This window comes from Streptomyces sp. NPDC026659 (genome assembly GCF_040638245.1).
GTDB lineage: Bacteria > Actinomycetota > Actinomycetes > Streptomycetales > Streptomycetaceae > Streptomyces.
Genome location: NZ_JBEZXY010000007.1, coordinates 364,613 through 389,062 on the forward strand (window position 1 = coordinate 364,613; position 24,450 = coordinate 389,062).

A 24,450-nucleotide genomic window follows, 5' to 3' on the forward strand; every position below is an offset into this window, starting at 1 on the left:
CGGACTCGAATACCCACCTTCCATGGTCGGGGGTGGGGGCGGTTACGGCCTGTCGAGGGGTGGGGCGGGGGCGGGCGGCAGGCGCTGGCGCACGGCCCTAACCTGGCCGGTATGAGCGTTCAGCCCGAAATCACCCAGCGGGATCTGCGCAACCGTTCTCGAGAGATCCTGGACGCCCTGCAGGAGGGCCAGTCGTTCACCGTCACCCGCGACGGCCATCCGATCGGCGAGCTCGTCCCGCTCCGTCGGCGCCGTCGTTTCGTCTCCCGCGAAAGGTTCGCCACGACGTCCCGGACCGCCCCGGGCGTCGAGCTCGACGCCTTCCGTGCCGACCAGGACGCGATGGCGGACCTCTACCTGAACGAGCCCTGGGCCACGGCAACCGCACGGCGTACGTGACCCCGACGACCGGCATCATGCGGCGGCAGCGGTGACTTCACGACCGCTGCCGCCATCGCCCGGCTCGCGAAGGCCGACCTACGCGTCCACCGGTGCGGGGTGCTGCGAGCGCACCTGCGCGACGGCTTCGGGGATGAACGACAGGAGCGTGTCCGCCTCGGCCCGAGTCGCTACGACGCACCGGAGAACGATGAGGGTGCTGCCCTCGCGCACGACCAGCGCATCGTTGTACTGGACCTCCCGGGGGCGGTTGCTCCAGATCATGGTGGCCCGTACCCGGATGCTGTCGTCGCCCAGGCGGGGCCCGGAGAGGGCTGCGAACCGCGCCGTGGAGCCGGGCGAATCGCTTGCGGATGTGACCACCTTCGCGCACTCGGCCGCCAGCTGCCGTATGCGGCGCATCGCTTGGGCGGCGCCGTCTCCGGAGAACGAATACAGAGTCTCCCCACCGGCCATGACCCCGCCTCCGGCGCTGTGTCCCCCGCTGAACGAGGCCGTCGCGGACGCCACCGCGGCCGTGGCTCCCGCATCCGCCAGGTCTCCGCCGCCCGGGAAAGCGCAGCCGGCTTCGCTGTTCGCGGCACTGCCCGGCCCCGGATCGGCCGGATCGGCCTGGGAGGTCCAGCCTTTCGGCAGGACAGCGGGCAGCAGATGCGTACGCAACTGTGCCGCGGACATCGGCCGAACGATCTTGGCCTTGCTCGCGGCGACGGGCTGGGCGCTACTCGTACAGGCCGCGGCGGACGCCACGGCCAGGATGCCGGCCGCGAACCGGATGACAACGGCAGTGCGCACCACGTCTCCCCCTCAACATGATCAAAACGCTGCAGGTTAACAGGGCGTCTACCGCGCGACCGGACCACCCCGGGGGCCAGTGGCCGTACACCTGCGACACCCGCTTCAGGAGAGCGGTGCTCCATCCTCTTGACGCAGCCGACGCGGCCGACGCGGCCGACGTCCGACGCCTCGTCGAGACGCCGACCGCGATACGCGTCACCGAGCGACGAGTTCCACAGACCCCCGTCCAGAACCCCCCCGTCACCCCACCGTCAGTCGAATCCCACCGTCCGCAGACGCCTCCACCTTCACCGAGGTGAGGTCAGGCACCGCCACGTCCGGCCCGTGCTGCCCGGCCCGCTCGCCGATGCCCACCACTCGCATCCCAGCGGCGCGACCAGCCGCGATTCCGGCGCCGGAGTCCTCGAAGACCACACAGTCGGAGGGGTCGATGCCCAAAGCCGCCGCCGCCTTGAGAAAACCCTCCGGGTCCGGCTTGCTCGCGCCGACGGACTCCGCGGTGATGCGGAGGTCGGGGAGGGGAAGCCCGGCCGCGGCCATGCGGGCCGTGGAAAGGGCGACGTCGGCAGAGGTGACGAGCGCGTGCGGGAGATCGCGCAGGGCGTCGAGGAAGACGGCCGCGCCGGGGACCTCGATCACGCCGTCCATGTCGGCGGTCTCCTCGGCGAGCATGCGGGCGTTGTCCGCGAGGTTCTCCTCGCGGGGACGGTCGGGCAGGAGGAGTGCCATGGAGGCGTGGCCCTGCCTGCCGTGGACGACCTTCATGGTCGCGTCGCCGTCCAGCCCGTGCTCCGCGGCCCAGCGCCGCCAGATGCGCTCGACCACGGCGTCGGAGTTGACGAGGGTGCCGTCCATGTCGAGCAGGAGGGCGCGGGCGTTGAGGACGACGGGCGTGGTGGTGACCGGCATCGGCAGCTCCAAAGACGCGGGGCCCCGGTCGAAGGGGGCCCGAGAGGGACAAGGCGGCCCCGCCCACCGGTCAGGGGATGCGGGCGGGAGCCACTTTGTTCCTCCACGGTACAAAACTGCGCCCACATCCCGCCACCGCCCCGCAGAAGCGTTCACCGCGCGTTCGCCCGCGTTCGCCCCCGGGGACGCGGCGAGGCCGCAGGGCGACAGAGCGACAGGACAGCAGGGCGGCAGGGCGGCCGGGCGGCAGGGCCCATCCACCCGGACCCCGCCCCGCCGCCCTACTCCCCCCACCCCACCTCACCTCACCCCACCAGGCATCAACCCGCGATCGCCTCGTACAGACTCCAAACACCCAGCCCCACCATCAGCAGCGCGGCAATCTGCGTGATCAACCGCAGCGGCACCCGCTTCATCAGCGCCTTGCCGCCCACGATGCCGAGCCCGGCCACCGCCCACAGCCCCAGCACCGCGCCGAGGCCGACCGAGAGCGGGTCGTCGTAACGGGCGGCGAGGTTGGCGGTCATGATCTGGGTGAGGTCGCCGAACTCGGCGACGAGGATGAGCATGAAGCCGGTGCCCGCGACCTTCCAGAAGGACTGGTCGGCGGGCTTCTTGATCTCCTCCTCGCCCTCGTCCTTCTTCAGCAGCAGCACGGCGGCCCCGCCGAGGAAGAGGACACCGGTGAGGGCATGGACGATCTGTTGCGGCAGCAGCGTCAGCACACTGCCGGCCGCGACGGCCATGACGACATGCAGGGTGAAGGCGGCGGCGACGCCGACGAAGACGTACGAGGCGCGGTAGCGGGCACCGAGGACGAGACCGGCGAGCGCGGTCTTGTCGGGCAGTTCGGCGAGGAAGATGACGCCGAAGACGAGCGCCGTCACGGTGATGCTGATCAAGGTTCCTCAATCGGTCGGGACTGCCCCGCCGAGATGGCTGCACCTCACAAGGGAGACCTCGGCACGGCAGCACACACGGACACCCGTGCCACAAGGCACAGGCGTGCACTGCTTGCCGAAGGTCTCGCTGGGCGGTCCCACCAGGGACCCGCCTCCGGGCGCCGGCTCAGGCTGGCTGAGCAGTATGTCGACGGTCCGGCGAAGAGCTACTCCCCTTCTGCACCGTCCATCGTACGTGACGTGAAAGTTCGGTCGGCAATCTTGTTCTGTCATGACCGCGTCATTAGCTTCTAACCGAGCGCTCACCCCACAGCAACACCGCACCGCGAGCATTCCCTCGCGCACGTCCGTCACACCCCGGTCCGGACCCCCAAAACCCTCACCCCACAAGGGAGTTCAGATGTTCCGTATGCCCCGTATGCCTCGGTTCTACGCGCGTCGACGGCTGGCCACGCTCGCGGCCGCCACCGGCCTGCTCGCCTCCGCCGCGCTGTTCAACTCCCCCACCGCCTCCGCCGCCCTGCCGACCCCGGTCAGCGGCGCGACCGCCCGCAGCTACCTCTCCCAGCTGACCGTGGCCACCGAGAACCGCACCGGCTACAACCGGGACCTCTTCCCGACCTGGATCACCATCAGCGGCACCTGCAACACGCGCGAGTACATCCTGAAGCGGGACGGTACGAACGTGACCACCGACTCCGCGTGCGTCTCCACCAGCGGCAGCTGGTACTCCCCGTACGACGGCGCGACCTGGAGCGCGGCCTCGGACGTGGACATCGACCACCTGGTGCCGCTCGCCGAGGCGTGGGACTCGGGCGCGAGCCAGTGGACCACCGCGCAGCGCCAGTCGTTCGCCAACGACGTGACCCGCCCGCAGCTCCTCGCCGTCACCGACAACGTCAACCAGTCCAAGGGCGACCAGGACCCGGCGACCTGGATGCCGTCCCTGACCTCGTACCGCTGCACCTACGTCCGCGCCTGGGTGCAGGTGAAGTACTACTACAACCTCTCGGTCGACTCCGCCGAGAAGAGCGCGCTGACGAGCTACCTCTCCGGCTGCTGACGACCTCGCCGGGCCATCGGCGCGGCCCGGCGACGGAATCAGGACACACCGACGGCCCGCCCGCGAGGGCGGGCCGCCGCCATTCCCGCCCAGAAACACCCAGACCCACCCGCCCCTTATGTCGAGCACATGACACGACGTGACCATGGCCGAATGTTGAACTTGCAAGCACAAATTAGGTTCACCTAACCTTCCCCTCGTTCGGTACCCGCCGCCCCCACACCACCGGCCCGGCGGCCCCCGCCCGGCACCGTCGCCGGACGCGCGGGCGCGCCGTAAACCGAAGAGGAGAACCCCCCATGTCCGCTCGGCTCAACGCCGCCCAGCCCTACGCCCTCGGGCTCTTCCGCGGCGTCGTCGGCCTGCTGTTCGCCGTGCACGGCGCGGCCTCGCTCTTCGGCGTCCTCGGCGGCGCCGTCGGCACCCAGGGCGGCACGGTCCCGGCCGGCAGCTGGCCCGGCTGGTACGCGGCCGTCATCCAGCTCGTCGCGGGCGCCCTCGTCCTGCTCGGCCTCGGCACCCGGGGCGCCGCGCTGATCGCCTCCGGCTCGATGGCGTACGCCTACTTCGACGTCCACCAGCAGAACGCCTTCTGGCCCATCCAGAACGGCGGCGAACTCTCCGTCCTCTTCTGCTGGTCCTTCTTCCTCCTCGTCTTCACCGGCTCGGGCGCCTTCGCCACCGAGGACCTGCTGCCCCGCCGTACGGCGACGACGACGGCGACGGAACCTGCCGCGGAGGAGGCGGCGGTGGCCGCGTGAGGCCGCGTCCCTGAGCGAACGCGCCCATGAACGAGCGTGCCTCTGAACGAACGCGCCCCTGAACGAGCTTGCCCCGGCCGGGACTTGATCCCGCCGGGGCACGCGCGTCGCCGGACGGCCTCGCCGCGCGGTACCGCCCACCGCGTACCGCACACTGCCCGGCGAACGCCTGTTACGACCCAAGGAGTTGGGCCAGTACCCGCTTCCGGCCGGGCCGAGCGGAAGATGAACGGCAGGGCAGCGCGGTGGCTGTCACGACATCCCGGTGACCCAGCCGAACGGCACGGTGAAGCAGGCGACGCGCCGGACGCCCACCGTGCCGGGGCGGTCCTGGATCACGACGGAGGCGGCCTCGCCCCGCCGGAACCCCCAGCCGTGCCGCACGCTCGCCGCACCCGCGCCCCGGGCGTCGGTGTTGAACCCGAGCCGGACCTCGTTGGCGGCGGTCGACCCGGCAGCCGCGTCGTTCCGGTACCGCTCACCCGCGTCGGCCCCGGTGGAACCGCAGGCACGCTGATGGACGTAAGCACCGTACGTACGGCCCGGCTTCAGCCCGCTCACCCGCAACTCGACGGTCGTGGCCGCCCCCGGCCCCGCCAACTGCCGCACCCGAATCGTCCCGGCCGCCGGCACGAGCGCCTGGTCGTACGTCACCGCCGCCGACGGCACGAAGGCAGTCGGCGGCGCGAACCGCCCCTCCGCGTCGACGGTGTACCCGTCGGCGACGGCGGGGGCGGCCGCCAGCACCACCACGGCCGCGGCCCCCGCCCACAGAGCAGCTCCCACCATCTCGCACACCTCGCCTTCTCCCGGCCCTCGGCAGCACGGCGCTTCCGCCGCGCGGGCCTCTCCCTTTTGGTACGGCACGGGAGCAGGGGCGGCGCGGTGGGCGCGCCGGGCGGGTGACGGGGGGGGATACCTGTGCGGTGGTGCGGCCGACACACCCGGTGTCCGTGACGCCTACCCCCCGCCGCCCACCGCGACACCAGCGGAGCGCCACCGTGAACATGTCGTGTCGTTCCCTTGATCCTCTTGTGAACCATCCGTCACTCCGTCAGGCGTACGCTGTATGGCCGACGTCGGGGGAGCGAGGGAGTCGTGGTGCTGGAGAGCGTGGGGTCACTGGCGGGCGGTCCCTGGATCTACGCCATGGTGGCCGTGTCGGTTCTGCTCGACGTCTTCGTACCCGTACTGCCCAGCGGAGTGCTGGTCATCACGGCGGCCACGGCGGCCGCGGCGGGTACGGGCGCGGCGGCGGGCGGCGTGCCGCACGACGTGCCCGACACCGTCGCGCTGATCGTCTGCGCCGCCGTCGCCTCGGTCGCGGGCGACCTGGCCGCGTACCGCCTGGCCTGGCGCGGCGGCGAACGCCTCGACCGCGCCATCGCCCGCTCCCGGCGCCTGACCAGCGCGCAGGAACGTCTCGGGGAGGCCCTCGCACGGGGCGGCGGCGCGCTGGTGGTGCTGGCGCGGTTCGCCCCGGCGGGCCGCTCGGTCGTCTCCTTCTGCGCGGGCGCCGCCCACCGCCGCGCCCGCGACTTCCTCCCCTGGTCCGCCCTCGCGGGCCTGTCCTGGGCGGCCTACAGCGTGGCCCTCGGCTACTACGGCGCCCGCTGGCTGGGCGCGACCTGGCTGGCGACTGGGGTGTCGGTGGCGGCGCTGTGCGCGGCGGGGTCGGGGGCGGCGTATCTGATGCGGCGGCGCCCGGCGGCGGGGTGAGGCCGGGCGGCGGGGCCTTGGGGCAGGACGGCAGGGCCTCGCGGCAGGGCTGAGACTTCCTTCGCCGGACCGGTTGCCCGCGCGGCGCCGCTGCGGCCGGGCCCCGGGGAAGGTCTGAGACCCGAGGCGCCACTGCCGTGCGCGGGGCCGGGGCCGGGGCCGGTTCCCGGTGCTCAGTCCGAGGCGGGCGGCTTCTTCTGTCCCCGTACCTCCAGGCTGTCCAGCAGTTCGGCGGTGGCCTCGGCGACGGCCGCGACCGCACGGTCGAACGCCTCGCGGTTGTGCGCGGCGGGCGCACGGAAACCCGAGATCTTCCGTACGTACTGCAGCGCGGCGGCGTGGATGTCGTCCTCGGTGGCCTCACCGGGCAGGACGGGCGGGCGCAGCGTTTTGATACTCCGGCACATGGGTCAAGTGTGGCGCGGCGGCCCGGGGTTCGCCGTACGGACGGGTATGCGGCCCCTCCCCTCCCCCGCGCCCCCATGTCATGATCACCCCACGGCGGCCACCGATACCCGGGGCCGACCCCTGACAGGAGTCAACCTCATGACGATCAAGCCCACTGTTGCCGTACTCGGTCCCGGCGGAGTCGGCGGACTGCTCGCCGCGCTGCTGTCCCGCTCCGGACACCGGGTCATCTGCCTGGCGCGCGCGAGCACGGCGGAGTCGCTGCGCAAGGACGGAATCCAGGTCCGCAGCCGCCAGTTCGGGGAGTTCACCGCGCCCGTGGAGGCGGACACCGAGCTTCGCGAGCCGGTCGACGCCTGTCTGATCGCCGTCAAGCAGACGGGCCTGGACGCCGCCCTGTCCCGCGTCCCGGCTCAGGCGCTGGGCGACGCCCTCCTCGTACCGTTCTTGAACGGCGTCGAGCACCCGGCAGCCCTGCGCGCCCGTTACGGCTCCGGCCACGTGGCCCCGGCGGCGATCCGGGTGGAGTCGACGCGGGTCTCGGCGGACCCGGTGGTGATCGCACAGGGCAGCCCGTTCGTGGAGGTGGACCTCGCGAGCGCGACGGCACCCCGCGACCGTCTCGACGCCCTCGCGGCCGCGCTCACCGCCTCGGGCGTGACGGCCCGGGTGACCGGGGACGAGACGGCGACGCTGTGGACGAAGCTGGCCTTCCTCGCCCCGTTCGCCCTGCTCACCACGCGACACGCCGCCCCGCTGGACGTGGTGCTCGACCGGCACCGTACGGAACTGGAGGCGCTGGTCGCGGAGACGGCGGCCGTCGGCCGGGCGTGCGGCGCCCCGACGGACGCGGCTCAACTGCTCGCGCGGTACGGCTCCTTCCTGCCCGGTACGAAGTCCTCGATGCAGCGGGACGCGGAGGAGGGCCGGCCGCTGGAGCTGGACGCGATCGGCGGCGCGCTGCTGCGGGCGGCGGAGACGCGGGGCGTGGCGGTGCCGGTGGCCGCGCGGGTGGTGGAGGAGTTGCGGGCGGCGGGGCACTGAGGGAACCGGGGCGGCGCGGCGGGCCCTGAGGAAGCCGGGGGGGGGCAGGGTCGCGGGGCTGGTGGGGGCCGTGGTCCGTCAACTCACCACCCCCAAGGAACGCTCGTTCGACTGAACCGGCCTCAGGAACGCGCCGTACGAATTCGAACAGGCGTACCATTGCCGCGTGGCTACGACCCCCGAATTCCCCAGTGACCTCCTCGCCGGGCAGGCGGAGCTGCACCAGGTCCGGGCCGAGCTGTCGGCCCTGCTCAAGCGGCTCCCCTGGTCGGTGGAGCCGTTGGACGGCTTCAGCGACGCCACCGGCTGGCGCAGGATCGAGCGCCCGGCCTCCCCCGGCTGGACACCCGACGAACAGGCCGAGGTGGAGAAACTCCGCCGCCGCGAACACGAACTCGCGGTCTTCGTCACCGGCCACCGGTTCTGGTCCGAGATATCCCCGGCGGACCGGGTGGACGCACGCTCGAAGCTGAAGCACGCGGAGGAGGAGCAGCCGCCTGCCTGATGGGCGGGCGGAAGTTCGCGGGGTGGGGCCCGCAGCACTTCCCTCCCACCCCGCGAATCCCCTCCACCGGACGACGGCCGCTGGATACGCTGCCCCCATGATTCGCGCTGTGATCTTCGACGTGGGCGAGTGCCTCGTGGACGAGACGACGGAGTACGGCACCTGGGCCGACTGGCTCGGAGTACCCCGGCACACCTTCGCCGCCATGTTCGGCGCCGTCATCGCACAGGGCCGCGACTACCGAGAGACCTTCCAGGAGTTCCAGCCCGGCTTCGACCTCGCCGAACAGCGCGAGGCCCGTGCGGCGGCCGGGCAGCCCGAGGCGTTCGGCGAGGAGGACCTCTACCCCGATGTCCGGGACACGCTCGCCACGCTCCGCGCGGACGGCCTGTGGCTGGGCATCGCCGGGAACCAGACCACCCGGGCCGGCCGCCTCCTGCGCGAACTGTTCGCCGCCGATGTCGACCTCATCGGCACCAGCGACGACTGGGGCGCGAGCAAGCCCGACCCCGCCTTCTTCGAGCGCGTCGCGCAAATCGTCCCCGCCGAGCCCCACGAGATGCTCTACGTGGGCGACCGCCTCGACAACGACATCCGCCCCGCCGCGGCCGCCGGCCTGCACACCGCGCTCGTACGACGCGGCCCCTGGGCCACCGTCCAGTGGCACAGCAAGGAAGCGACGAAGACCCCTACTTTCAGGCTGGAGAGCCTCCTCGAACTCTCCGGCCTGATCCGCCACTTCAACGAGCGAGCGCGCTGACTGTCGTCGTCCATCCGTACAGCCGGTCGTCCAGATCACGCACGCACCGTTCGTTCTGGTGCGGCGCGAGCGTCCGTCGTACATCGCGGACTCGCTCCATGCCCGTCGCGTACCAGGTCCGCTCCAGTTGATCCAGTGCGCGGATCGCGTACTCACACGCGGCCTCTGGGTTACCTGCCGAGGCCTCGACCGCGGCCAGGTCGCCGAGGACGACGGTGGCCTGCTTCTCCTCGGAAGGATCGAGCGCGCCCAGGACACCAAGCAGGGTGGTCCGCGCCTGCGGAAGGTGACCGGCCTTGAGCTGGGTGTTTCCCTTGAAGGCAGCCAGCCGTACGGCGCTGAACCAGTCCAGCCACTGTGGGCTCGGATGCTCGCTTCCACGGGCGAGAACGTCCTCCGCGTGTCCGATCAAATGCAGTGCCGTTCGTGTGTTGCCACAGCGGGTCTCGCACTCCGCCTCGACGGCGTCCAGCCACGCGAGCAGTTCGGCGGAGGCAGGCCCGCGCCGGGCGTAGGTTCGCGCGGCCACCATCCGCTCGACGGCCGCGTCGCGGTCACCTGCCCAGGCGGGAGCGAACGCGGTGTGAGCGAGAACAGCGGCGCCCAGCAGAGGATCGTCGGCCTCACCCGCCGCTTGAAGCGCGCGCAAGAGCGTGTGCCCGGCACGCTCGGGCTCCCGCAGGTCGAAGAACTCGATCCGGGCGGCAAGCAGCCAAGTCTCCGCCAGGGCTGCTGCGATCCGCGCGCGCGTCTGACCGGCGGTCTCGGGGAGCAGGGCACAGCCCAGCCCAGCGTGCGCGAACGCCGCCGGATGGAGGGTGGACGGCGCGACCGACCAGTAAAGCCGCCGGTGTGACTGGGTCACGGCCTCGAAGTCGACGGCCGCGGTCGCCGGTTGGACGGCGACCGCCTGCGTGGGCACTGCGGCCAGCCCTACGGCTGTTGCAGGCGCGACGAGCACGGTACGCCGTACGCGATCGGCGGTGACACCGTCTGAAGGCGTGAAGCCCAGTGCTTCCAAGTCCTGCCCCAATACGCGCGTGAGCGCCCGCTCTTGTTCGGGCTGCGGCCACGGCGGCGTCGCGGATTCCCATCGGCGGACCTGGCGTACCCCCACACCGAGGGCGTCGGCAAGCTCCTGCTGCGACCGGTAGCCGGCGGCGATCCGTGCCGCACGCAACCTGGCGTTCCCTGTCCCCACGTGCCCACCTCCATAGCCGTAGTCTCCGCAACAAGTGTCCTCACGAGCCCTCCTGCTGACCAGCCATCACCCATAAGCCGTATGAAAAGCCCGCTTTTCCGCACCAGAAAGGCCGCTGAAAGTCCTCGGTAAACAGGGACAGCAGGGCCACCCTTGACTCGCAGATCAACAGTTGCGACAAGGAGCCTTCCATGCCGACCCCGCGCTTACCGGCCACAGCGGGAGCCAGCCTTCTCGATGCCGGGCACGACTGGGACGCGATCCGCATGTCGCGGCCCCTCAGTCTCACCGTCATGGGCATCCTGGGCGCCCACTGTGGCGCCGTACTCGAAGATCCACTCACCTCCGGCGGAGTCCTCTACTTCTTCACCCCCGCCGGCACATCCCGGACCTGGGACGTCGACGGCACTCGCTCGCTCGGTCTGGGCGCGTCAGTAGTGATCCCACCCACGCTCCGGATGGAGGGGCCCGGTCCGTACTGGCGAATCCGCCCGGGCCCGGACTATTGGTTCACCGCCCCCTCCCTCCTGGCTTTCGCGATTGTCGCCGCGAGCGACCGACAGGCGCTGGAGCAGGCCGGATGACCGCCCCGGTAAGCCGCGAGGGGATCACAAGTGCGCGCCCCCCGACGGATTTCCCGCCCGAACTGGTTCCCTACCTCAGCCTCCCGGAACTCGGCCGCCTTCCGAAGGACCAGGTCGCCGGACGGGTGTGCGTATGGGGTGGGGGCAGGCTGACGCTCGGGAGCGCCGTTCATCTCGGGGAGCCGGTGAACGGCGACGGGACACGATGCTTTCCGCAGAGTTGCTGGCCGTGTCTCGTCGTCCGGGCCCGCCGTGCGTATCTCGATCACTATCCCGGATGTCCCACGTGCAGCGGCGGCGAGTCGAAGGAATGCGTAGTCGGATACGGCCTGCACAACTTGTACAAGCGCGCCTGCCGCATGGAGGGGAACAGCTGTCAATGATCTGCCACCACTGCGGCACCCGAATTCAGGGCGCCCCCAAGGTCATCTCCGTGGAGACCGGGACCGGTGCCTCCGCCACCATCTACGTCTGCCGGGACCCATGTCGTTCGCCTATCCGTAGGCGGACCGTCCCCGGAACGCGACCTAACTGATCGGGAGGTGCAGAGCGCAGCCCCCGGCGCAGCGCGCATCGCCCGAAGCATCCACCGCGGCAGAGCCGCCGCTCCGTGCCAGGTCGTCCCACACCCATGCACCACCAACCCGATGGGAGAAGCATGTGACCACCGCCCTCGACCGCGAGGCGTTCCCGCTCACACCGCCCGGAGGACGCATCCCGCACAGCCAGGAGACGCCGTCCGGTCCGAAGACCCGCCCGTGGGCACTCCGGTTCGCGCGCGTCCCCGACTCGGCCAACGCCATCCGCGTACCTGAGCACGTCTACGACCGTGACCGGCAGGTCAACCTGTCTTACGACGGGGGCCTGTTGACCTGCATGGCGAACACGCACACGCCGACCGTGCCGGACGGCAACGTCAAGAACCCGCCGCCGCTGGACGAGGGGGCGAAGGACTGATGAGCGCGCCCGTCCTGATCATCGCGGCCGACGACGACTGGCCCACGGACCGCATCGTCACAGAGCTGACCGGGCGGGGTGTCGAGGTGTTCCGCATGGACACCGCCGACTTCCCGCAGCAGCTCGCCCTGGCCGCGCGGATCGACCAGTCAACTGGGTGGACGGGCGAACTCTCCACCGAGCACCGGACGGTGGACCTGTCCCGGGTCGGCGCGGTCTACTACCGCGCCCCCGGGGCGTTCCGGTTCCCTAAGAACATGTCCGGCCCGGAGGAGAGGTTTGCCGCCGCCCAGGCACGCGCAGGTCTCGGCGGGGTCCTGTCGGCGCTGGAGTGCCGCTGGGTGAACCATCCCACCGCCATGGCCCGCGCCGAGTACAAGCCCGTACAACTCGCCGCCGCCCGCGCGTGTGGACTGGCCGTCCCGCCAACGCTGCTCACCAACATCCCGGAGGCGGTGCGCCACTTCGCCGCCCGGGCGGACGGCGACATCGTGTGCAAGCCGGTCGCCTCACCCATCCTCATTGAGGACGGAGAACTCAAGTCCGTCTACACCCATCGGCTGACCACAGACGACCTCGCCGACCTGGACGGCGTCGACACCACCGCGCACCTGTTCCAGGCGTGGGTGCCGAAGGCGCACGAAGTCCGGCTGACCGTGGTCGGGCGCCGGATGTTCGCGGCCGCGATCCACGCGGGCAGCGACGCCTCCCACGAGGACTGGCGCAGCGACTACGGTTCCCTCAGCTACTCCATCACCGCCGTGCCCGGCGACGTGGCCGCAGGGATGGGCCGCCTCATGTGTCGGCTCAAACTGACGTACGGCGCGGCCGACTTCGTGGTCGGCCCCGACGGCGCGTGGACGTTTCTGGAGGTCAACCCGTGTGGGCAGTGGGACTGGATCCAGGCCGAGACCGGCCTGCCGATCGTCCGGGCACTCGCCGACGAGCTGCAAGGAGTCAGCTGATGCACCTCGACTGGAAGCCGTACGCCGCCGGCCTCGCAGCTGAAGCCACCCATCCCTCCTCGCACTGGTGGGCGCCCGTCACCGCGACCCCGCGCCACGTCTTCGTCCCGCGCTGGTACACGCCGGGCGGAGGCGGCTGGACCACCGTGGACGGCCCCGCCGACGAGGAGACGTGGCTGAAGACCACGTACTCGGACACCACGCTCGTCACCCGCGTCGGACCCGTCCACGCCGACCACACCCCCGGCGGGCACCTGGTGACCGGGCACCCCACGTCGTCGTCCACGCTGCCCGGCCTGGTCGTCTCGATGCTCGAACACGGTCGCATCACCCCGGGCAACAGGCTGCTCGACCTGGCCACCGGCTCCGGATACAGCGCCGCCCTCGCCTGTCACCTGCTCGGCGACGAGCGGGTGACCACCCTGGACATCGACCCCTACCTCACCGAAGCCGCCGCCGACCGCCTCGACTTCATCGGCCTGCACCCGGACGTGCGCACCGGCGACGCCCACGGCGAACTCCCCGGCGTCTTCGACCGGATCGTGTCCATGGTGTCCATGCCCCGCATCCCCGCCACCTGGCTCCAGGCCCTCGCGCCGGGCGGCCGCCTGGTGACCACCATCGCGGGCACCGGCCTGATCATCACCGCCGACAAGACCCCCGACGGCGGCGCGGCCGGGCAGGTCGAATGGGACCGCGCGGGATTCATGACGACCCGCACCGACGACGACTACCCGCCCGCGCTCAACGACCTGTTCACCACGGCGTGTACCGACGACGGCGAGGTCACCACGTCACCCTTCCCCGTCCTGGACGTGATGCAGGCATGGGAGGTGTGGTCCATGCTCTCCCTGACCGCACCCGGCATCGAACACCGCAACGGCACCGACGACGACGGCGCCCGCACGACCTGGATGCTGCACCCCGACGGCTCCTGGTCCCGCGCCCGCACCGCCCCCGGCGAGCACACGGCGACCGTCCACCAGGGCGGCCCGCGCCGCCTGTACGACGTCCTCGACAAGATCCGCCGACGCTGGCTGGAGCACGGCGAACTCCCGGTGTACGGCGCGAAGGTCACCGTCACACCCGACGGCCGGACCACACTGGGACGTGGCGAATGGAAGGCCACTTTCTGAACAGGGCTCCCGAACACCGCGTCTAGCCGCCAGGCTGGAACGGACTCTTGGAAAGGGAGCATCGGATGGCAGACGACCACGAGCCCCTGGAACAGTGGGCCGAGCGGCGTGCTGCCCGCCGTCCTCGGCAGGGCGAGCGCCGCCCGATCTCTCTCGGTGACGAACCTCAGCACGGCGTCCACGTCCACCCGGACGCACCACGCGGCATCGAGGAATGGGACGGCCAGGACTGGGTGCCGTCCGGGACAGCCACGAACCTCGCAGCGGCGGCCGCCGCGACCGGCGAGGACGCAGTCGTCCGCGCCCGGAGAGTGCCGCTTCCCGAGTTCGGGCGACTCCCGAAGATGCCTGATCCGTATCGGCCGACCATCCCGTTCCATCGGCTGATCAAGCCCTCAGCCGACTGACGACGGGAAGGCCGCAGAGATGATCTCCTAAATTTCCCCAGAATGAACGGGAAGAGGCCCCTCACCGATCAGGCAAGGGGCCTCTGAACTGCGTGGGCGCGGACGGTTTCGAACCGCCGACATCCTGCTTGTAAGGCAGGCGCTCTACCCCTGAGCTACGCACCCGTGAAGACCGGCACGTGGCCGGGTCGAGCGACAGCTTACCTTGACTGCGCCAGGTGACCGCAAACCCGTAATGCGAGGCAGGGGGCCGGGTGGAGGCAACTGACCGGCCCGTGTGTTCGTCCTTGACGGGTGGGAGAATGACTCCACCCAGGGCGCCGCAGGACAGCACGGGAGAGGGATTGTGACGGGGACACCGGGCACGCCGTCAGGTTCGCAGCCGTATCCGCCGTCGGCCGCACGGGTCCGGCACCGGTACCGCGCCCCGCGCGACAACACCCCGCCCCCGCGAGACCACACCGCCCGGCGAGATGCCCCGCCCCCACGCGCCATCAGCACCGCCCTGCGCGACACCGCTCTCCTCCTCACCCTCCCCCTCCTCGCCGCCCTCGCGCTCCCCGCCGCCTTCGCCGGAGGCGGGACCCGTCGCTGGTTCGGGGGCCGGGCGGAGAGTCAGCGGGCCGAGGCGCAGGCGGCCAAGGACGCGGCGGCGGAGGCGTTCTACGAGCTGGACACCGCCCAGCGGGATCTGCTGATCGCCATCGAGACGATCAGCGCCGTGGACGACTCGGCCGACGCCCGCCGCGCCGTCGACGGCTTCGCCGCGCTCGGGCGTCGTATCGACGAGGCCAGCCACCGGTACATCGAGGCCGTGGACGCGCAGGATCTGGACCGGGACGACCTGGAGGCCGCCGTCGCGGCACGGGCGCGGACCGAGCTGACCGCCGCCAAGGACGGGCTGGTGCGGGTCAAGCAGGAGCTGGACCGGTTCGGGAGTTCGCTCGGGCCGCTGCTCGGGAAGGCGGAGACGCAGCTCGCGCGGCTCGCCCCGGCCGTGGAGCGGGCCCGGCAGGAGCTGCTGGGAGCGAGCAACGCGCTGGACGCCGTACGGGAGAAGCGGCTGCGGGCCGACGACCTCGCGGCGCGGCTCGCCGCGCTCTCCCCCGAGCTGACCAGGCTCAACCAGGGCGCCGGACAGCACGGCGTGGCCGCCACCCTGGAACGCGCCGAGCGGGTACGGCGGGAGGCCGGGGCGATCCGGGCCGAGGCCGAGCGGCTACCGGAGAAGGCCGCCGAGATCGACCGGAGACTGGTCAGCCTCGGCACCCGTGCCCAGGCGCTCACCACCCGCGCCGGACAGGTCGAGCCGATACTGAGCGAGTTGCGCCGCCGCTTCACCGCCGCCTGCTGGCAGGACCTCCAGCAGGTGCCCGCGCAGGCCGGGGAGAACGTACGGCAGGCCGAGCGCAAGCTCGCCGAGGCGCGCTCCGCGCGGGAGGCCCAGCGCTGGGCGGACGCCACTTCCCTGCTCTCGACCGTCCGCGCCCTGCTGAACACCACCGACGAGGCCGTCTCCGCCGCCGGTGACCGGCTGAACCGGCTCAACGCCGTCCAGAAGGACCCCCGCGCCGAGATCGAACGGGCCAGGTTCGCGCTCCGCGACGCCCAGCGGCTCGCCATGACCGGCCGTACGGCGCCGGACCCCCGGCACGCCCGGCCGCTCGACGACGCGGTGGCCCGCCTCGACCGGGCGATCGCCGGCCTGGACAGCGGCCGCCATCCCGACTACTGGCACTTCCTCACCGAGACGGAGGCCGTACGGGAGACGGCGTCCCGGGTCGTCTCGCAGATCCGCGAGGAGCGCGGCTCCGGGCACTGAGCGAGCGCCTACCGCCCTGTGTTGCCGCCACCGGCCCACCGGGCGGATATTGGGATGAACCGTATGGCCTGCCCCGACGCCCCGAGGGAGGCGGACATGGCCACACACGCAGAGCGCACCAGACACCGGCGCGGCAGCCGCATCCCGTTCGACGAGCATCTGCCCGTCGACCACCGGCTGAACAGGGTCTACCGGATCGGCGCCGGACTGATCGGGCTCTTCCTGCTGATCTTCGGCATCCTCGGGGTGGTCGACCACATCGGGCCCTTCAACACCGGCAGCGACACGGTGGCGGGCCTCAACACCAACGGCGCGCTGAGCGTGCTCTCGATCGTCGTCGGCCTGATCCTGCTCGCGGGCATGGTGATCGGCGGCAACTTCGCCTCGACGCTGAACATGGTCTTCGGCGTGCTGTTCATCCTGAACGGCTTCATCAATCTGGGCCTGCTGGGCACGGACAGCAACATCCTGGCGTTCAAGATCCAGAACGTGTACTTCACCTTCGTGGTCGGCCTGCTGCTGATGACCTTCGGCATGTACGGCCGGGTCGGCTCGGTCCTCCCGCACGACAACCCCTACTGGCGCCACCGGCACCCCGAGTACGCGGACGCGCAGCCCGCGCTCACCGGCGCGGACCGGCCCGCCCTCACCGGCCGGGAGGCGAAGGGAACGGACGCGAAAGGGACGGACACACGAGGGAGCGCGCACCCGGACACGACCTCCGAGTGACCCGCCGCGCCGCCCGGTCCGGCGGCTAACCTGTCCCCATGCCTCGCTACGAGTACCGCTGCCGGACCTGCGACGACACCTTCGAACTGAGCCGTCCCATGGCCGAGTCCGCCGCCCCCGCCGCCTGCCCCTCGGGCCACGACGACACGGTGAAGCTGCTCTCCGCGGTCGCGGTCGGCGGCACCTCCTCCGCCCCCGCCCCGGCCCCCGCGGGCGGCGGCGGTGGCGGCTGCTGCGGCGGAGGCTGCTGCGGCTGACCCCCGTCGGCGCGGCCCGGGGCCGCGTCCCGGCGCCGCATCCACCGCCCCCCGCCGACGCGACACACGCGGCACCCTCGCCGCAGCACATCGACCCACCGACCCATCGGCCCACCGGCCCCTACGGACGCACCTCGGCCGAAGCAGGGGCCGCCGAAGCCGACGCGGAACCGGGGGCCGAGGCCGGTCCCGGCACCGCCGCACCCGCACCCGCCCCCGCACCCGCACCCGCACCCGCACCCACCACCCCCAGGAACTCGCGAAGAATCCGCTCCCCCGCCAGCACCCCCCGGTCCGGCAGCGCGTCGACCGTCGGCGCCGTCCAGCCCGCCTCGGCCAGCTCCCCGTGCCCCGGCCGCCACGCGCGGTCGGCGGCGAGCAGCAGGTCGGCGTCGAGCAGCGAGTCACCGGCCGCGAGCGTCAGCTCCGCGCCGGTGCGCCGGGCGACCTCCCGCACGGCCGCGCTCTTGGTGAGCGGACCGGGGACGGCGTAGAGCTTGCGGCCCTGGAGCGAGACCGTCCAACCGCGCTCCGCCGCCCAGCCGGTCAGCTCGGCGACCCAGCTGTCGGGCGTCAGCTCGCGCTCCACGACCAGGTAGGCGAACAGGTCCTCGGCGACGCGCTGCTTGCGCACCCACAGCGGGTCGGCGATCACGGCGATGTGGTCCTGGATCTCCGCGAGCGGCGCGCACGCGGCGGCGAGCCGCGCCTGCACCCGGGCGTGCCAGTCCCGGTCCGTGACCCCGTCGACCAGCAGATGGCCGCCGTTGGCGCAGATCGCGTACGTCGGGAGCGGGCCCGGCAGGTTGATCCGCTGGTACTGCTTGCGGCTGCGGGTCGTCGTCGGCACGAACACCGCCGCGTCCCCGAGCGCGCTCAGCAGCCCGGCCGCCGTCTCCGTCATGAACGACAGCGGCCTGCTCTCGTGGACCTCCACGCACAGCAGCCGGGGCGCCCGGGCATCCGGCATGGTCAGCCCGAGGGCCGCCGCGGAGTAGATCAGCGTGCGGTCGAGGTCGCTCGCCACCATGACCGTCATCAGACGCTCACCGCCCGGCCGTCGGCGCCCGTCGCACCGCGGGTGTAGCGCGGGTGGATCAGGCCGACGCAGCTGTACGGCAGCTCGTCGACCTCCTCCACCGGCACCCCGCGCTGTTCGGCGAGCAGCCGGACGTGGTCGAGGTCGGCGCCCGCGCCCGCCTTGGCGAGGATCTTCCAGGGCACCCGGCGCAGCAGCACCCGGGTGGTCTCGCCGACGCCGGGCTTGACCAGGTTCACATCGTGGATGCCGTACTCCTCGCTGATCCGCTCCACGGCCCGCCAGCCCTCCCAGGTCGGGGCGCGGTCCCCGGCCAGCAGTTCCTTGACGGCCACGTCCACGCTCTCCTCGACCTCGGGGAAGCGGGCGGAGATGGCGTCGAGGAAGGCCACCGACACGTCGGCGCCCGCGAGTTCGCGGTAGAACTTCGCGCCGTGGAAGTCGTTCGGGCCGACCAGGTCCGCGCGCAGAACGGTGCGCGAAATCAGGCCGGAAACCGTCGAGTTGAGGCACGCGGAGGGTATGAGGAAGTCCTCGCGGGTGCCGTAGGTGCGTACGCAGGAGCCCGGGTCGGCCAGGACGGCGATCTCCGGGTCGAAGCCGGTGATGCCCTCCTCGCGCTCGAACTCCTCGATGGCGGCGGCGAGTTCGCGGGTGATGGCGCCCTTGCCGGTCCAGCCGTCGACGAAGACGACGTCACGCGGGTCGTGGTGGGCGGCCAGCCAGCGCAGCGCGTTGGCGTCGATGCCCCGGCCGCGCACGATCGAGACGGCGTAGTGCGGGAGTTGGAGGCCGTGGCGGTGCTGGGCCCAGCGGCGCATCAGCACGCCGACCGGGGTGCCCGCGCGGGCGAGGGAGACCAGCACCGGGCGAGGGGGCTCACCGGAGGCGCCGGGGCGCGGCCGGGCGGCGACCTCGGTGAGGACGGTCTCCGTGACCACGCCGACGGCCTGGGCGATCCGGGCGGCCGAGGTCTCCAGGGCCGCGTGGAACAGCTCCTGGTAGCGCTCGCTGGGCTGGTACTCCACCGGCAGCGACTCCGCGTAGTGCGCGCCGCCGCTCTGCACGGCCTCCTCGCGCTCCTCGGTCGGCGCCTCCAGGGTGACGCCCGAGAGGTCCTGGAGCAGCCAGCCGACCTCGTCGGGTGCGTACGAGGAGAAGACGGGGCCACGGAGGGGCTCGGGCAGCATGGGCGGCCTTTCGGGAGTGGCGAGGGGCTCGGGTACGTAGGACGGCACGACCGCGAGCAGGACGTTCGGGACATGGGCCGCGAGGCGGTCGAGGAGGCCGCCGGGGGCGTGCAGCCGGGGGGTGTCGGCGGCGGAGTCGACGACGGCGAGGACGGTGTCGAAGCCGCCGCCCGCGACGTTGTACGCGTACCGCTCGCCGGGGCCGTCGGCCGGGTCGTCGTGGTCGGGGAAGACCAGGCTGCTGCGTATCGCGTAGCCCGGGTCGTCCACGGCGAGCACCGGCGAGCGGGTGGTGGTCGAGAAGCGCACGTCGGCGGGGACGAGCTGCTCCAGCTCGCGGGCTATGCGCAGCGGGGCGTACATCAGCTCCTCGAAGCCGAGCACCAGCACCCGCTCCGCCTCCTCGGGCAGCGCCTCGGCGGCGCGGGCGGCCATCGCGGGCAGCGCGGCCTCCAGGCGGGCGCGGTGGGCGGGGGTGAACCCGTGCCGTCCGCCGTCGGGCAGCCCGCGCGGCCAGTACAGGTCGACGCGGGGGGTGCGGCCGGACGGCGCGCCGTGCGCCCGCACGTCCGGTCCCGACTCGGCGCTCTCGTGGCGCGCGACCAGTTCCCGCCCCTTCTCCAGCACGCCCTCCGGCAGCCGTACGGTCCCCGACGCGCCCGCCACCAGGTCCACGCGGGCGCCGATCCCGGCGGCGAACCGCTCCAGGCGTCCGGCGTCCTCGGGTGAGCGCATGTCGACCAGGGCGACCACCACGTACCGCCGCCTGGGGTGGCGTTCGTGCAGGTCGCGGATGGTGTTGAGGATCGTGTTGCCGGTGGAGAACTCGTCGTCCACCAGCACCAGCGGGCCGTCGCCCGCGAGCAGCGCGGGGTCGGACGGGAGCAGCAGGTGGGAGGTGGCGTGCGAGTGGGACTCCTCGAAGCCGCCCGCACGGTCCACCCCGGCCACCGGGCGGCGGGTGGAGTGCAGATACGGCGCGAGGCCCAGGCCGTCGGCGACGGCGTGGCCGAGGCCGGTGGCGGTCTCCGCGTAGCCCAGGACGACGGCCTCGGCGGCCTCCGTGTCGCCGAGCAGCGCGCGCACCCGGCGGCCGAGCCGGAAGCCGTGGCCGTAGACGACGGTGGGCGACTGGGGCACGTGCTTGCCGAGGACGTGCGAGACCAGCAGATGGGCCCGCTTGGGGTTGCGGCGCAGCGCGAGCCCGAGGAGGGCGGGCAGTTCGTCGTCGCCCTCCAGCTCGACACCGAGCCGCTCGGCGACCCAGCTGCCGGACCAGACGCCGTCGTTCACTGCGTTGTTCATGCGTTCCTTGGAGGTGGTGGGGGGAGGTCGGCCGGGTCGCCCCGGCGGGAGGGTCAGCCGGTCGCCCCGGCGGCGGGAGGGTCAGCCGGTGATGCCGGCGGCGAGCAGTTCCACGAAGCCGACGTCCTCGCCGGCCACGCCGAAGACCTCGGCGCGCAGCAGCGTGCGCTCGGCCCAGGCGCGGTGGGGCTTCACTTCGTTCATCTTGTTCGTGTAGGCCGACCGCAGCACACCCCCACCGCCGCGTTCCGGCCGCAGGATGTCCTGGGCGTCGCTGAACTCTTCGTGACTGACCACGGACAGCGCGTGGACGGGCATGACATGGGAGGGGTGGATGCAGGTCTTGCCGAGCAGGCCGTTGGCCTGGTCGAGGGAGATCTCCCGCAGGAGGCCGTCCATGGCGTGTTCGATCAGCTTCTCGCGCAGCTCGACGGCCCGCACCTCAAGGAAGGGACTCTGCCGCAGCTGCGGCTTGAAGACCCGCTCGGGGACGCGGAAGTACTCCCAGACCGGCCCGGTCACGGTGAACCCGGTGCCGTCGGCCCGGCCCAGCACGTTGACCACGTCGGCGATCACGGAGGCGACGATCTGGACGTCGTAGGCGGTCATGTCGGGGGCGCGGCGCAGGCCGTAGGAGGAGCAGAAGTCGGTGACGCCGAGGCGCAGGGCGAGCACCCGCTCACGGTACTTGCCGACCGCGTGGGCGATGCCCTCCAGGGTCTCCGCGCGGGACTCGCGGTAGATCAGCTCGGTCGACTCCAGGACGGGCATGGCGAAGAGCCGCCTGCCGCTCTCCTTCTCCGCCGCGCTCAGCGCCTCCAGGAACGGCATTCCGCGCTCGCCGGTGAACTTGGGCAGCACGAAGCCGGAGAGCAGCCGGGCGGTGGGGCCGAGGCGCCGGACCAGGTCGGGGATCTGGTCGGGGGTGCGGACCCGGATGAAGAGCAGCGGCGGCTCCTCCCCCGCGCGCGCGTCGAGCTCGGCGAACTGCCGGACGAGGTTGTCCTCCCCGGCCGGTACGTCCGCGTCGTCGATGGAGTCCTCCAGGCACAGCACCATGGAGACCACTCCGGCCCGGCGCTGCTTGAGGACGTCGTCGGCGAGGCGGGGGCGGGTGGCGGGGCTGTAGAGCGTGGCACCGAGGGCGGCGGACAGCAGCCGGGCCGGGGAGTCGGCGGTGAACTCGCACGGCTCCTGGTGGAACAGACGCTCCCGCACCTCGGGGGCGATGTGCCCGAAATGACGCATTGGACTCCCTCAAGGCATACGCGGGCCGGTGATTTCGGCAAAGGGTGGCCGGTAATAGTACGTAGAGATCCATGTCAGGGGTTCCCGGGAGGGCATGAATTTCCGGTAACCGAGGCGTGGCGACGCCGGGCACCCCGCATTGTCGTGCCCAGGACCGAGAAGGCAGGATGACCGCATGACGCACGCGATGCTGAAGGGGTCGAACATCCCGCTGGAGGCCACCACGGTTCGCGCCGTGCTGCGCTGGACGCCCGGGCAGGGCGTGCCGGACGTGGACGTCTCGGCGCTGCTGCTGGGTTCCGACGGCCGGGTGCGCTCCGACGAGGACTTCGTCTTCTACAACCAGCCCCGGCACCCCTCGGGCGCCGTGTGGCGCCTGGGCAAGAAGCGGGTCACCGAGGGCCTGGCCGACACCGTCCAGGCGGATCTGACCGGGATGGAGCCGGGCGTCAGCCGGGTGCTGCTGGTCGCCTCGGCGGACGGCGAGACCTTCGACCTCGTGCCCACGCTGTGCGTCCTGGTGTACGACGCGTCGACGCCCGACGCCGAGCCGCTGGCCCGTTTCGAGGTCACGCCGGAGACGGGTGCGGAGACGGCGCTGATCTGCGGTGAGCTGTACCGGCGCGGGGACGCCTGGAAGTTCCGCGCGCTCGGCGAGGGCTACTCGAACGGGCTGAAGGGGCTCGCCACCGACTTCGGCATCTCGGTGGACGAGTCGGAGGCGGTGGAGGAGCCGCCGCGCTCCGAGTCCCTGTCGCTGCCGCTGCCGCCCGAGCAGCCGGCGCCGGTCCCGGCGCAGGCACCCCCCGCCTACGGCTATCCACAGACGACCTCGGCGCTGCGGTCGGCCTACGGCTATCCCCAGCCGGCCACCGCCGCGCAGCCCGGCTACGGCTACCCGCAGCCCGCCGGTCCGCAGCACGCCACGGCCCAGCAGCCCCCGGCGACCCGGCAGCAGCCCGCCTACGGCTATCCGCAGCCGCAGCCCCTTCCGGCGGCGTCCCTGGACCCGGACTTCCGGCTCCCACCACAGGGCCCGCAGTTCCTGGGCCGGTGAGGCGAACACGGTGATCGACAGGGGCCTTCACGAGGTTTCCGGCGCGGACCTTCCCGGGATACTCGACGAGGCCGCCCGCCAGGGCATACCCGTGTTCACGCTCTCCACCGCCGGGCGGACCGACAAGGAGACGTTCTTCGGGGCGGTGCGGGAGACACTCCCGTTGGAGCCACCGCTCGGGACCTTCCGCATGGTGTGGGACGCCCTCGCCGATTCGGTCTGGGGCGGGCTCCACGAGCTGAAGTCTCCTTCCGTGGTCATCGTCTGGCCCGACGCCCGGCCCGTCGCGGGCGCCGAGGGCGATTTCCGGACCGCGCTGAGCATCCTCCGCGACGTGGCCGCGTCCCTCGCCGAGGCCCGGGACACCGGCGGAAGGCCGACCCAGGTCTCCGTCTGCATCGCCCCCGCTAGCGGTCCGCCTTGGACTTGTAGCCCCGGCCCCAGCTGAGCCCCCAGCCGTAGAGCCGGTCCAGCTCGCCCTGGAAGCCGTAGACGAACTTGACCTCGCGGCGGACGAGCAGCTCCCCCTTGACGTTCTCTATGAGCACCACCGCGCAGGAACGGGCCTGGGGGTGGCGCTCGTCCAGGTCGACCTCGATGCGGGGGCCGTTGCTCGGGTAGAGGGTGACCTTGGCCTGGGTACGGTCGAACGCCGGGGTCTGGTCGTAGATGTAGACGAAGACCAGCAGCCGTTTGATGGCGTCGCGGTGGTCGAGGTTGACGTACATGGTCTCGCCGGACGCCGAGCCGAAGCGGTCGTCGCCGCTGAGCTTGACGTACGGCGGGGCGTTCACGTCGCCGAAGTAGCCGCCGAGGGGCTGGACGACGCCCTTGGTGCCGTCCGTCAGCTCGTACAGGCACCCGAGGTCCAGGTCGACGTTGACCATGCTCTGGCCGTGGCCCATCACTTCCGGTGGCTTGAGCGCCTTGAAGGGGTGCCGGAAGAGACTCTCGCGCTGGATGCCGGCGATGTCGGAGGTCCGCATCTGCCAGGTCAGGTTGACCCGGAGGTGGCCGGTGGCCGCGTCCTGTTTGGTGAGGGACACCTGCTGGTGCCGCTTGGTCAGTTCGATCGCGTTGCTCGCGGAGCTGCCCGAGTCGAAGTCGGCGCCGCGTCCGCCCAGCAGTCCGTCGAAGAATCCCATTCCCGCCCCCTGGTGCCGATGCTCGTGGTGCTCGTGGTGCTCGTGGTGGAAAAGCCGTCGGGGCGGCCGACCACGTCGGCCGCCCCGTTCGAAGCGTTCCCTTCCGGCACCGGGCGCCACACCCCGCCCCGTCCCCGATC

27 protein-coding genes and 1 tRNA gene are annotated in these 24,450 nt (G+C 72.0%); 17 read left to right on the plus strand and 11 right to left on the minus strand.

Annotated features, from left to right (window positions below):
* The first annotated feature begins 111 nt into the window (after nt 1–111).
* Entirely contained in the window at nt 112–399 is a 288-nt protein-coding gene (locus AB0E91_RS20095) for a type II toxin-antitoxin system prevent-host-death family antitoxin (RefSeq protein ID WP_361783336.1), read from the plus strand.
* Nucleotides 400–477: 78 nt separating this feature from the next.
* Here AB0E91_RS20095 and AB0E91_RS20100 read toward each other — a convergent pair whose 3' ends face one another.
* The 3 genes from AB0E91_RS20100 to AB0E91_RS20110 form a co-directional block, all read right to left on the minus strand.
* Nucleotides 478–1,197, minus strand: coding sequence for a hypothetical protein (locus tag AB0E91_RS20100; RefSeq protein ID WP_361783339.1), 720 nt, complete (start codon nt 1,195–1,197; stop codon nt 478–480).
* A 240-nt stretch (nt 1,198–1,437) separates the two neighbouring features.
* Nucleotides 1,438–2,106, minus strand: coding sequence for an HAD-IA family hydrolase (locus AB0E91_RS20105; RefSeq protein ID WP_361783342.1), 669 nt, complete (start codon nt 2,104–2,106; stop codon nt 1,438–1,440).
* Nucleotides 2,107–2,426: 320 nt separating this feature from the next.
* Entirely contained in the window at nt 2,427–3,008 is a 582-nt protein-coding gene (locus AB0E91_RS20110; RefSeq protein WP_361107516.1) for a TMEM165/GDT1 family protein, read from the minus strand.
* Between the two features lie 418 nt (nt 3,009–3,426).
* Between AB0E91_RS20110 and AB0E91_RS20115 the strand changes: the two genes are divergently transcribed.
* Entirely contained in the window at nt 3,427–4,071 is a 645-nt protein-coding gene (locus AB0E91_RS20115) for an HNH endonuclease family protein (RefSeq protein WP_361783568.1), read from the plus strand.
* 299 nt (nt 4,072–4,370) lie between these two features.
* A complete protein-coding gene (locus AB0E91_RS20120; protein WP_361783345.1) occupies nt 4,371–4,832 on the plus strand; it encodes a DoxX family protein in 462 nt (153 codons plus the stop codon).
* A 252-nt stretch (nt 4,833–5,084) separates the two neighbouring features.
* On the opposite strand, the gene AB0E91_RS20125 is transcribed toward AB0E91_RS20120, so the two are convergent.
* Nucleotides 5,085–5,621: a superoxide dismutase family protein gene (locus AB0E91_RS20125; RefSeq protein ID WP_361783348.1), complete on the minus strand. Its 537-nt coding sequence runs from the start codon at nt 5,619–5,621 to the stop codon at nt 5,085–5,087.
* A 312-nt stretch (nt 5,622–5,933) separates the two neighbouring features.
* On the opposite strand from AB0E91_RS20125, the gene AB0E91_RS20130 reads away from it, so the two are divergent.
* A complete protein-coding gene (locus tag AB0E91_RS20130; protein WP_361783571.1) occupies nt 5,934–6,551 on the plus strand; it encodes a VTT domain-containing protein in 618 nt (205 codons plus the stop codon).
* A gap of 173 nt (nt 6,552–6,724) precedes the next feature.
* On the opposite strand, the gene AB0E91_RS20135 is transcribed toward AB0E91_RS20130, so the two are convergent.
* On the minus strand, nt 6,725–6,958 hold the full coding sequence (locus AB0E91_RS20135; RefSeq protein WP_361783351.1) for a DUF2277 domain-containing protein: 234 nt from the start codon (nt 6,956–6,958) through the stop codon (nt 6,725–6,727).
* 139 nt (nt 6,959–7,097) lie between these two features.
* On the opposite strand from AB0E91_RS20135, the gene AB0E91_RS20140 reads away from it, so the two are divergent.
* The 3 genes from AB0E91_RS20140 (at nt 7,098) to AB0E91_RS20150 (ending at nt 9,268) form a co-directional block, all read left to right on the plus strand.
* A complete protein-coding gene (locus tag AB0E91_RS20140; RefSeq protein WP_361783354.1) occupies nt 7,098–8,003 on the plus strand; it encodes a 2-dehydropantoate 2-reductase in 906 nt (301 codons plus the stop codon).
* 166 nt (nt 8,004–8,169) lie between these two features.
* Nucleotides 8,170–8,508 carry a hypothetical protein gene (locus tag AB0E91_RS20145; protein ID WP_361783357.1) on the plus strand — a complete coding sequence of 113 codons (339 nt, stop codon included), beginning with the start codon at nt 8,170–8,172 and terminating at the stop codon, nt 8,506–8,508.
* A gap of 97 nt (nt 8,509–8,605) precedes the next feature.
* Complete coding sequence (locus tag AB0E91_RS20150) at nt 8,606–9,268, plus strand: HAD family hydrolase (protein WP_361783360.1); 663 nt, start codon at nt 8,606–8,608, stop codon at nt 9,266–9,268.
* Here the strand turns inward: AB0E91_RS20150 and AB0E91_RS20155 are convergent.
* Nucleotides 9,249–10,448 carry a helix-turn-helix transcriptional regulator gene (locus AB0E91_RS20155; protein ID WP_361783363.1) on the minus strand — a complete coding sequence of 400 codons (1,200 nt, stop codon included), beginning with the start codon at nt 10,446–10,448 and terminating at the stop codon, nt 9,249–9,251. The genes AB0E91_RS20150 and AB0E91_RS20155 overlap by 20 nt on opposite strands.
* 212 nt (nt 10,449–10,660) lie before the next feature.
* On the opposite strand from AB0E91_RS20155, the gene AB0E91_RS20160 reads away from it, so the two are divergent.
* The 5 genes from AB0E91_RS20160 to AB0E91_RS20180 all read left to right on the plus strand — a co-directional run bounded on the left by AB0E91_RS20160 (nt 10,661) and on the right by AB0E91_RS20180 (nt 14,518).
* The gene (locus AB0E91_RS20160; RefSeq protein WP_361783366.1) at nt 10,661–11,053 is read left to right on the plus strand and encodes a hypothetical protein; all 393 of its coding nucleotides are present in this window, start codon (nt 10,661–10,663) and stop codon (nt 11,051–11,053) included.
* A 660-nt stretch (nt 11,054–11,713) separates the two neighbouring features.
* The gene (tgmA, locus tag AB0E91_RS20165) at nt 11,714–12,010 is read left to right on the plus strand and encodes a putative ATP-grasp-modified RiPP (protein WP_361783369.1); all 297 of its coding nucleotides are present in this window, start codon (nt 11,714–11,716) and stop codon (nt 12,008–12,010) included.
* Nucleotides 12,010–12,975: an ATP-grasp ribosomal peptide maturase gene (gene tgmB, locus AB0E91_RS20170; RefSeq protein ID WP_361783372.1), complete on the plus strand. Its 966-nt coding sequence runs from the start codon at nt 12,010–12,012 to the stop codon at nt 12,973–12,975. Before tgmA ends, tgmB begins: the two co-directional genes overlap by 1 nt.
* Complete coding sequence (locus AB0E91_RS20175; protein WP_361783375.1) at nt 12,975–14,111, plus strand: protein-L-isoaspartate(D-aspartate) O-methyltransferase; 1,137 nt, start codon at nt 12,975–12,977, stop codon at nt 14,109–14,111. The genes tgmB and AB0E91_RS20175 overlap by 1 nt, the downstream gene beginning before the upstream one ends.
* 65 nt (nt 14,112–14,176) lie before the next feature.
* Nucleotides 14,177–14,518 carry a DUF6087 family protein gene (locus AB0E91_RS20180; protein WP_361783378.1) on the plus strand — a complete coding sequence of 114 codons (342 nt, stop codon included), beginning with the start codon at nt 14,177–14,179 and terminating at the stop codon, nt 14,516–14,518.
* A 93-nt stretch (nt 14,519–14,611) separates the two neighbouring features.
* Here AB0E91_RS20180 and AB0E91_RS20185 read toward each other — a convergent pair.
* Nucleotides 14,612–14,683, minus strand: a tRNA-Val gene (locus AB0E91_RS20185).
* Nucleotides 14,684–15,011: 328 nt separating this feature from the next.
* Here AB0E91_RS20185 and AB0E91_RS20190 point away from each other — a divergent pair.
* The 3 genes from AB0E91_RS20190 to AB0E91_RS20200 all read left to right on the plus strand — a co-directional run bounded on the left by AB0E91_RS20190 (nt 15,012) and on the right by AB0E91_RS20200 (nt 17,326).
* On the plus strand, nt 15,012–16,340 hold the full coding sequence (locus AB0E91_RS20190) for a hypothetical protein (RefSeq protein ID WP_361783574.1): 1,329 nt from the start codon (nt 15,012–15,014) through the stop codon (nt 16,338–16,340).
* A gap of 96 nt (nt 16,341–16,436) precedes the next feature.
* Nucleotides 16,437–17,069, plus strand: coding sequence for a DUF4383 domain-containing protein (locus AB0E91_RS20195; protein ID WP_361783381.1), 633 nt, complete (start codon nt 16,437–16,439; stop codon nt 17,067–17,069).
* Between the two features lie 38 nt (nt 17,070–17,107).
* Nucleotides 17,108–17,326, plus strand: coding sequence for a zinc ribbon domain-containing protein (locus AB0E91_RS20200; protein ID WP_361783384.1), 219 nt, complete (start codon nt 17,108–17,110; stop codon nt 17,324–17,326).
* 121 nt (nt 17,327–17,447) lie between these two features.
* Here AB0E91_RS20200 and AB0E91_RS20205 read toward each other — a convergent pair whose 3' ends face one another.
* The 3 genes from AB0E91_RS20205 to AB0E91_RS20215 form a co-directional block, all read right to left on the minus strand.
* Nucleotides 17,448–18,365: an HAD family hydrolase gene (locus tag AB0E91_RS20205; RefSeq protein WP_361783387.1), complete on the minus strand. Its 918-nt coding sequence runs from the start codon at nt 18,363–18,365 to the stop codon at nt 17,448–17,450.
* Entirely contained in the window at nt 18,365–20,860 is a 2,496-nt protein-coding gene (locus AB0E91_RS20210) for a phosphoribosyltransferase (RefSeq protein WP_361783390.1), read from the minus strand. The genes AB0E91_RS20205 and AB0E91_RS20210 overlap by 1 nt, the downstream gene beginning before the upstream one ends.
* An 81-nt stretch (nt 20,861–20,941) precedes the next feature.
* On the minus strand, nt 20,942–22,108 hold the full coding sequence (locus tag AB0E91_RS20215; RefSeq protein ID WP_361783393.1) for an HpcH/HpaI aldolase/citrate lyase family protein: 1,167 nt from the start codon (nt 22,106–22,108) through the stop codon (nt 20,942–20,944).
* A 175-nt stretch (nt 22,109–22,283) separates the two neighbouring features.
* Between AB0E91_RS20215 and AB0E91_RS20220 the strand changes: the two genes are divergently transcribed.
* Both AB0E91_RS20220 and AB0E91_RS20225 read left to right on the plus strand, forming a co-directional pair.
* Nucleotides 22,284–23,165 (plus strand): TerD family protein, encoded by an 882-nt coding sequence (locus AB0E91_RS20220; protein WP_361783396.1) that lies wholly within the window; start codon nt 22,284–22,286, stop codon nt 23,163–23,165.
* Nucleotides 23,166–23,175: 10 nt separating this feature from the next.
* A complete protein-coding gene (locus tag AB0E91_RS20225) occupies nt 23,176–23,613 on the plus strand; it encodes a barstar family protein (RefSeq protein WP_361783399.1) in 438 nt (145 codons plus the stop codon).
* On the opposite strand, the gene AB0E91_RS20230 is transcribed toward AB0E91_RS20225, so the two are convergent.
* Nucleotides 23,573–24,310 (minus strand): Tellurium resistance, encoded by a 738-nt coding sequence (locus AB0E91_RS20230; protein WP_361783402.1) that lies wholly within the window; start codon nt 24,308–24,310, stop codon nt 23,573–23,575. The two genes, AB0E91_RS20225 and AB0E91_RS20230, sit on opposite strands and share 41 nt — an antisense overlap.
* Nucleotides 24,311–24,450: the final 140 nt, after the last annotated feature.

Excerpts from the sequence above, each read along its gene's own strand:
- AB0E91_RS20120 (WP_361783345.1), top strand. The coding sequence starts at position 4,371 with ATGTCCGCTCGGCTCAACGCCGCCCAGCCCTACGCCCTCGGGCTCTTC.
- AB0E91_RS20150 (WP_361783360.1), top strand. The coding sequence starts at position 8,606 with ATGATTCGCGCTGTGATCTTCGACGTGGGCGAGTGCCTCGTGGACGAG.
- AB0E91_RS20095 (WP_361783336.1), top strand. The coding sequence starts at position 112 with ATGAGCGTTCAGCCCGAAATCACCCAGCGGGATCTGCGCAACCGTTCT.
- tgmB (WP_361783372.1), top strand. The coding sequence starts at position 12,010 with ATGAGCGCGCCCGTCCTGATCATCGCGGCCGACGACGACTGGCCCACG.
- AB0E91_RS20210 (WP_361783390.1), bottom strand. The coding sequence starts at position 20,860 with ATGAACAACGCAGTGAACGACGGCGTCTGGTCCGGCAGCTGGGTCGCC.
- AB0E91_RS20175 (WP_361783375.1), top strand. The coding sequence starts at position 12,975 with ATGCACCTCGACTGGAAGCCGTACGCCGCCGGCCTCGCAGCTGAAGCC.
- AB0E91_RS20200 (WP_361783384.1), top strand. The coding sequence starts at position 17,108 with ATGCCTCGCTACGAGTACCGCTGCCGGACCTGCGACGACACCTTCGAA.
- AB0E91_RS20195 (WP_361783381.1), top strand. The coding sequence starts at position 16,437 with ATGGCCACACACGCAGAGCGCACCAGACACCGGCGCGGCAGCCGCATC.
- AB0E91_RS20205 (WP_361783387.1), bottom strand. The coding sequence starts at position 18,365 with ATGACGGTCATGGTGGCGAGCGACCTCGACCGCACGCTGATCTACTCC.
- AB0E91_RS20160 (WP_361783366.1), top strand. The coding sequence starts at position 10,661 with ATGCCGACCCCGCGCTTACCGGCCACAGCGGGAGCCAGCCTTCTCGAT.
- AB0E91_RS20135 (WP_361783351.1), bottom strand. The coding sequence starts at position 6,958 with ATGTGCCGGAGTATCAAAACGCTGCGCCCGCCCGTCCTGCCCGGTGAG.
- AB0E91_RS20140 (WP_361783354.1), top strand. The coding sequence starts at position 7,098 with ATGACGATCAAGCCCACTGTTGCCGTACTCGGTCCCGGCGGAGTCGGC.
- AB0E91_RS20230 (WP_361783402.1), bottom strand. The coding sequence starts at position 24,310 with ATGGGATTCTTCGACGGACTGCTGGGCGGACGCGGCGCCGACTTCGAC.
- AB0E91_RS20125 (WP_361783348.1), bottom strand. The coding sequence starts at position 5,621 with ATGGTGGGAGCTGCTCTGTGGGCGGGGGCCGCGGCCGTGGTGGTGCTG.
- AB0E91_RS20215 (WP_361783393.1), bottom strand. The coding sequence starts at position 22,108 with ATGCGTCATTTCGGGCACATCGCCCCCGAGGTGCGGGAGCGTCTGTTC.
- AB0E91_RS20105 (WP_361783342.1), bottom strand. The coding sequence starts at position 2,106 with ATGCCGGTCACCACCACGCCCGTCGTCCTCAACGCCCGCGCCCTCCTG.
- AB0E91_RS20180 (WP_361783378.1), top strand. The coding sequence starts at position 14,177 with ATGGCAGACGACCACGAGCCCCTGGAACAGTGGGCCGAGCGGCGTGCT.
- AB0E91_RS20220 (WP_361783396.1), top strand. The coding sequence starts at position 22,284 with ATGACGCACGCGATGCTGAAGGGGTCGAACATCCCGCTGGAGGCCACC.
- AB0E91_RS20115 (WP_361783568.1), top strand. The coding sequence starts at position 3,427 with ATGCCTCGGTTCTACGCGCGTCGACGGCTGGCCACGCTCGCGGCCGCC.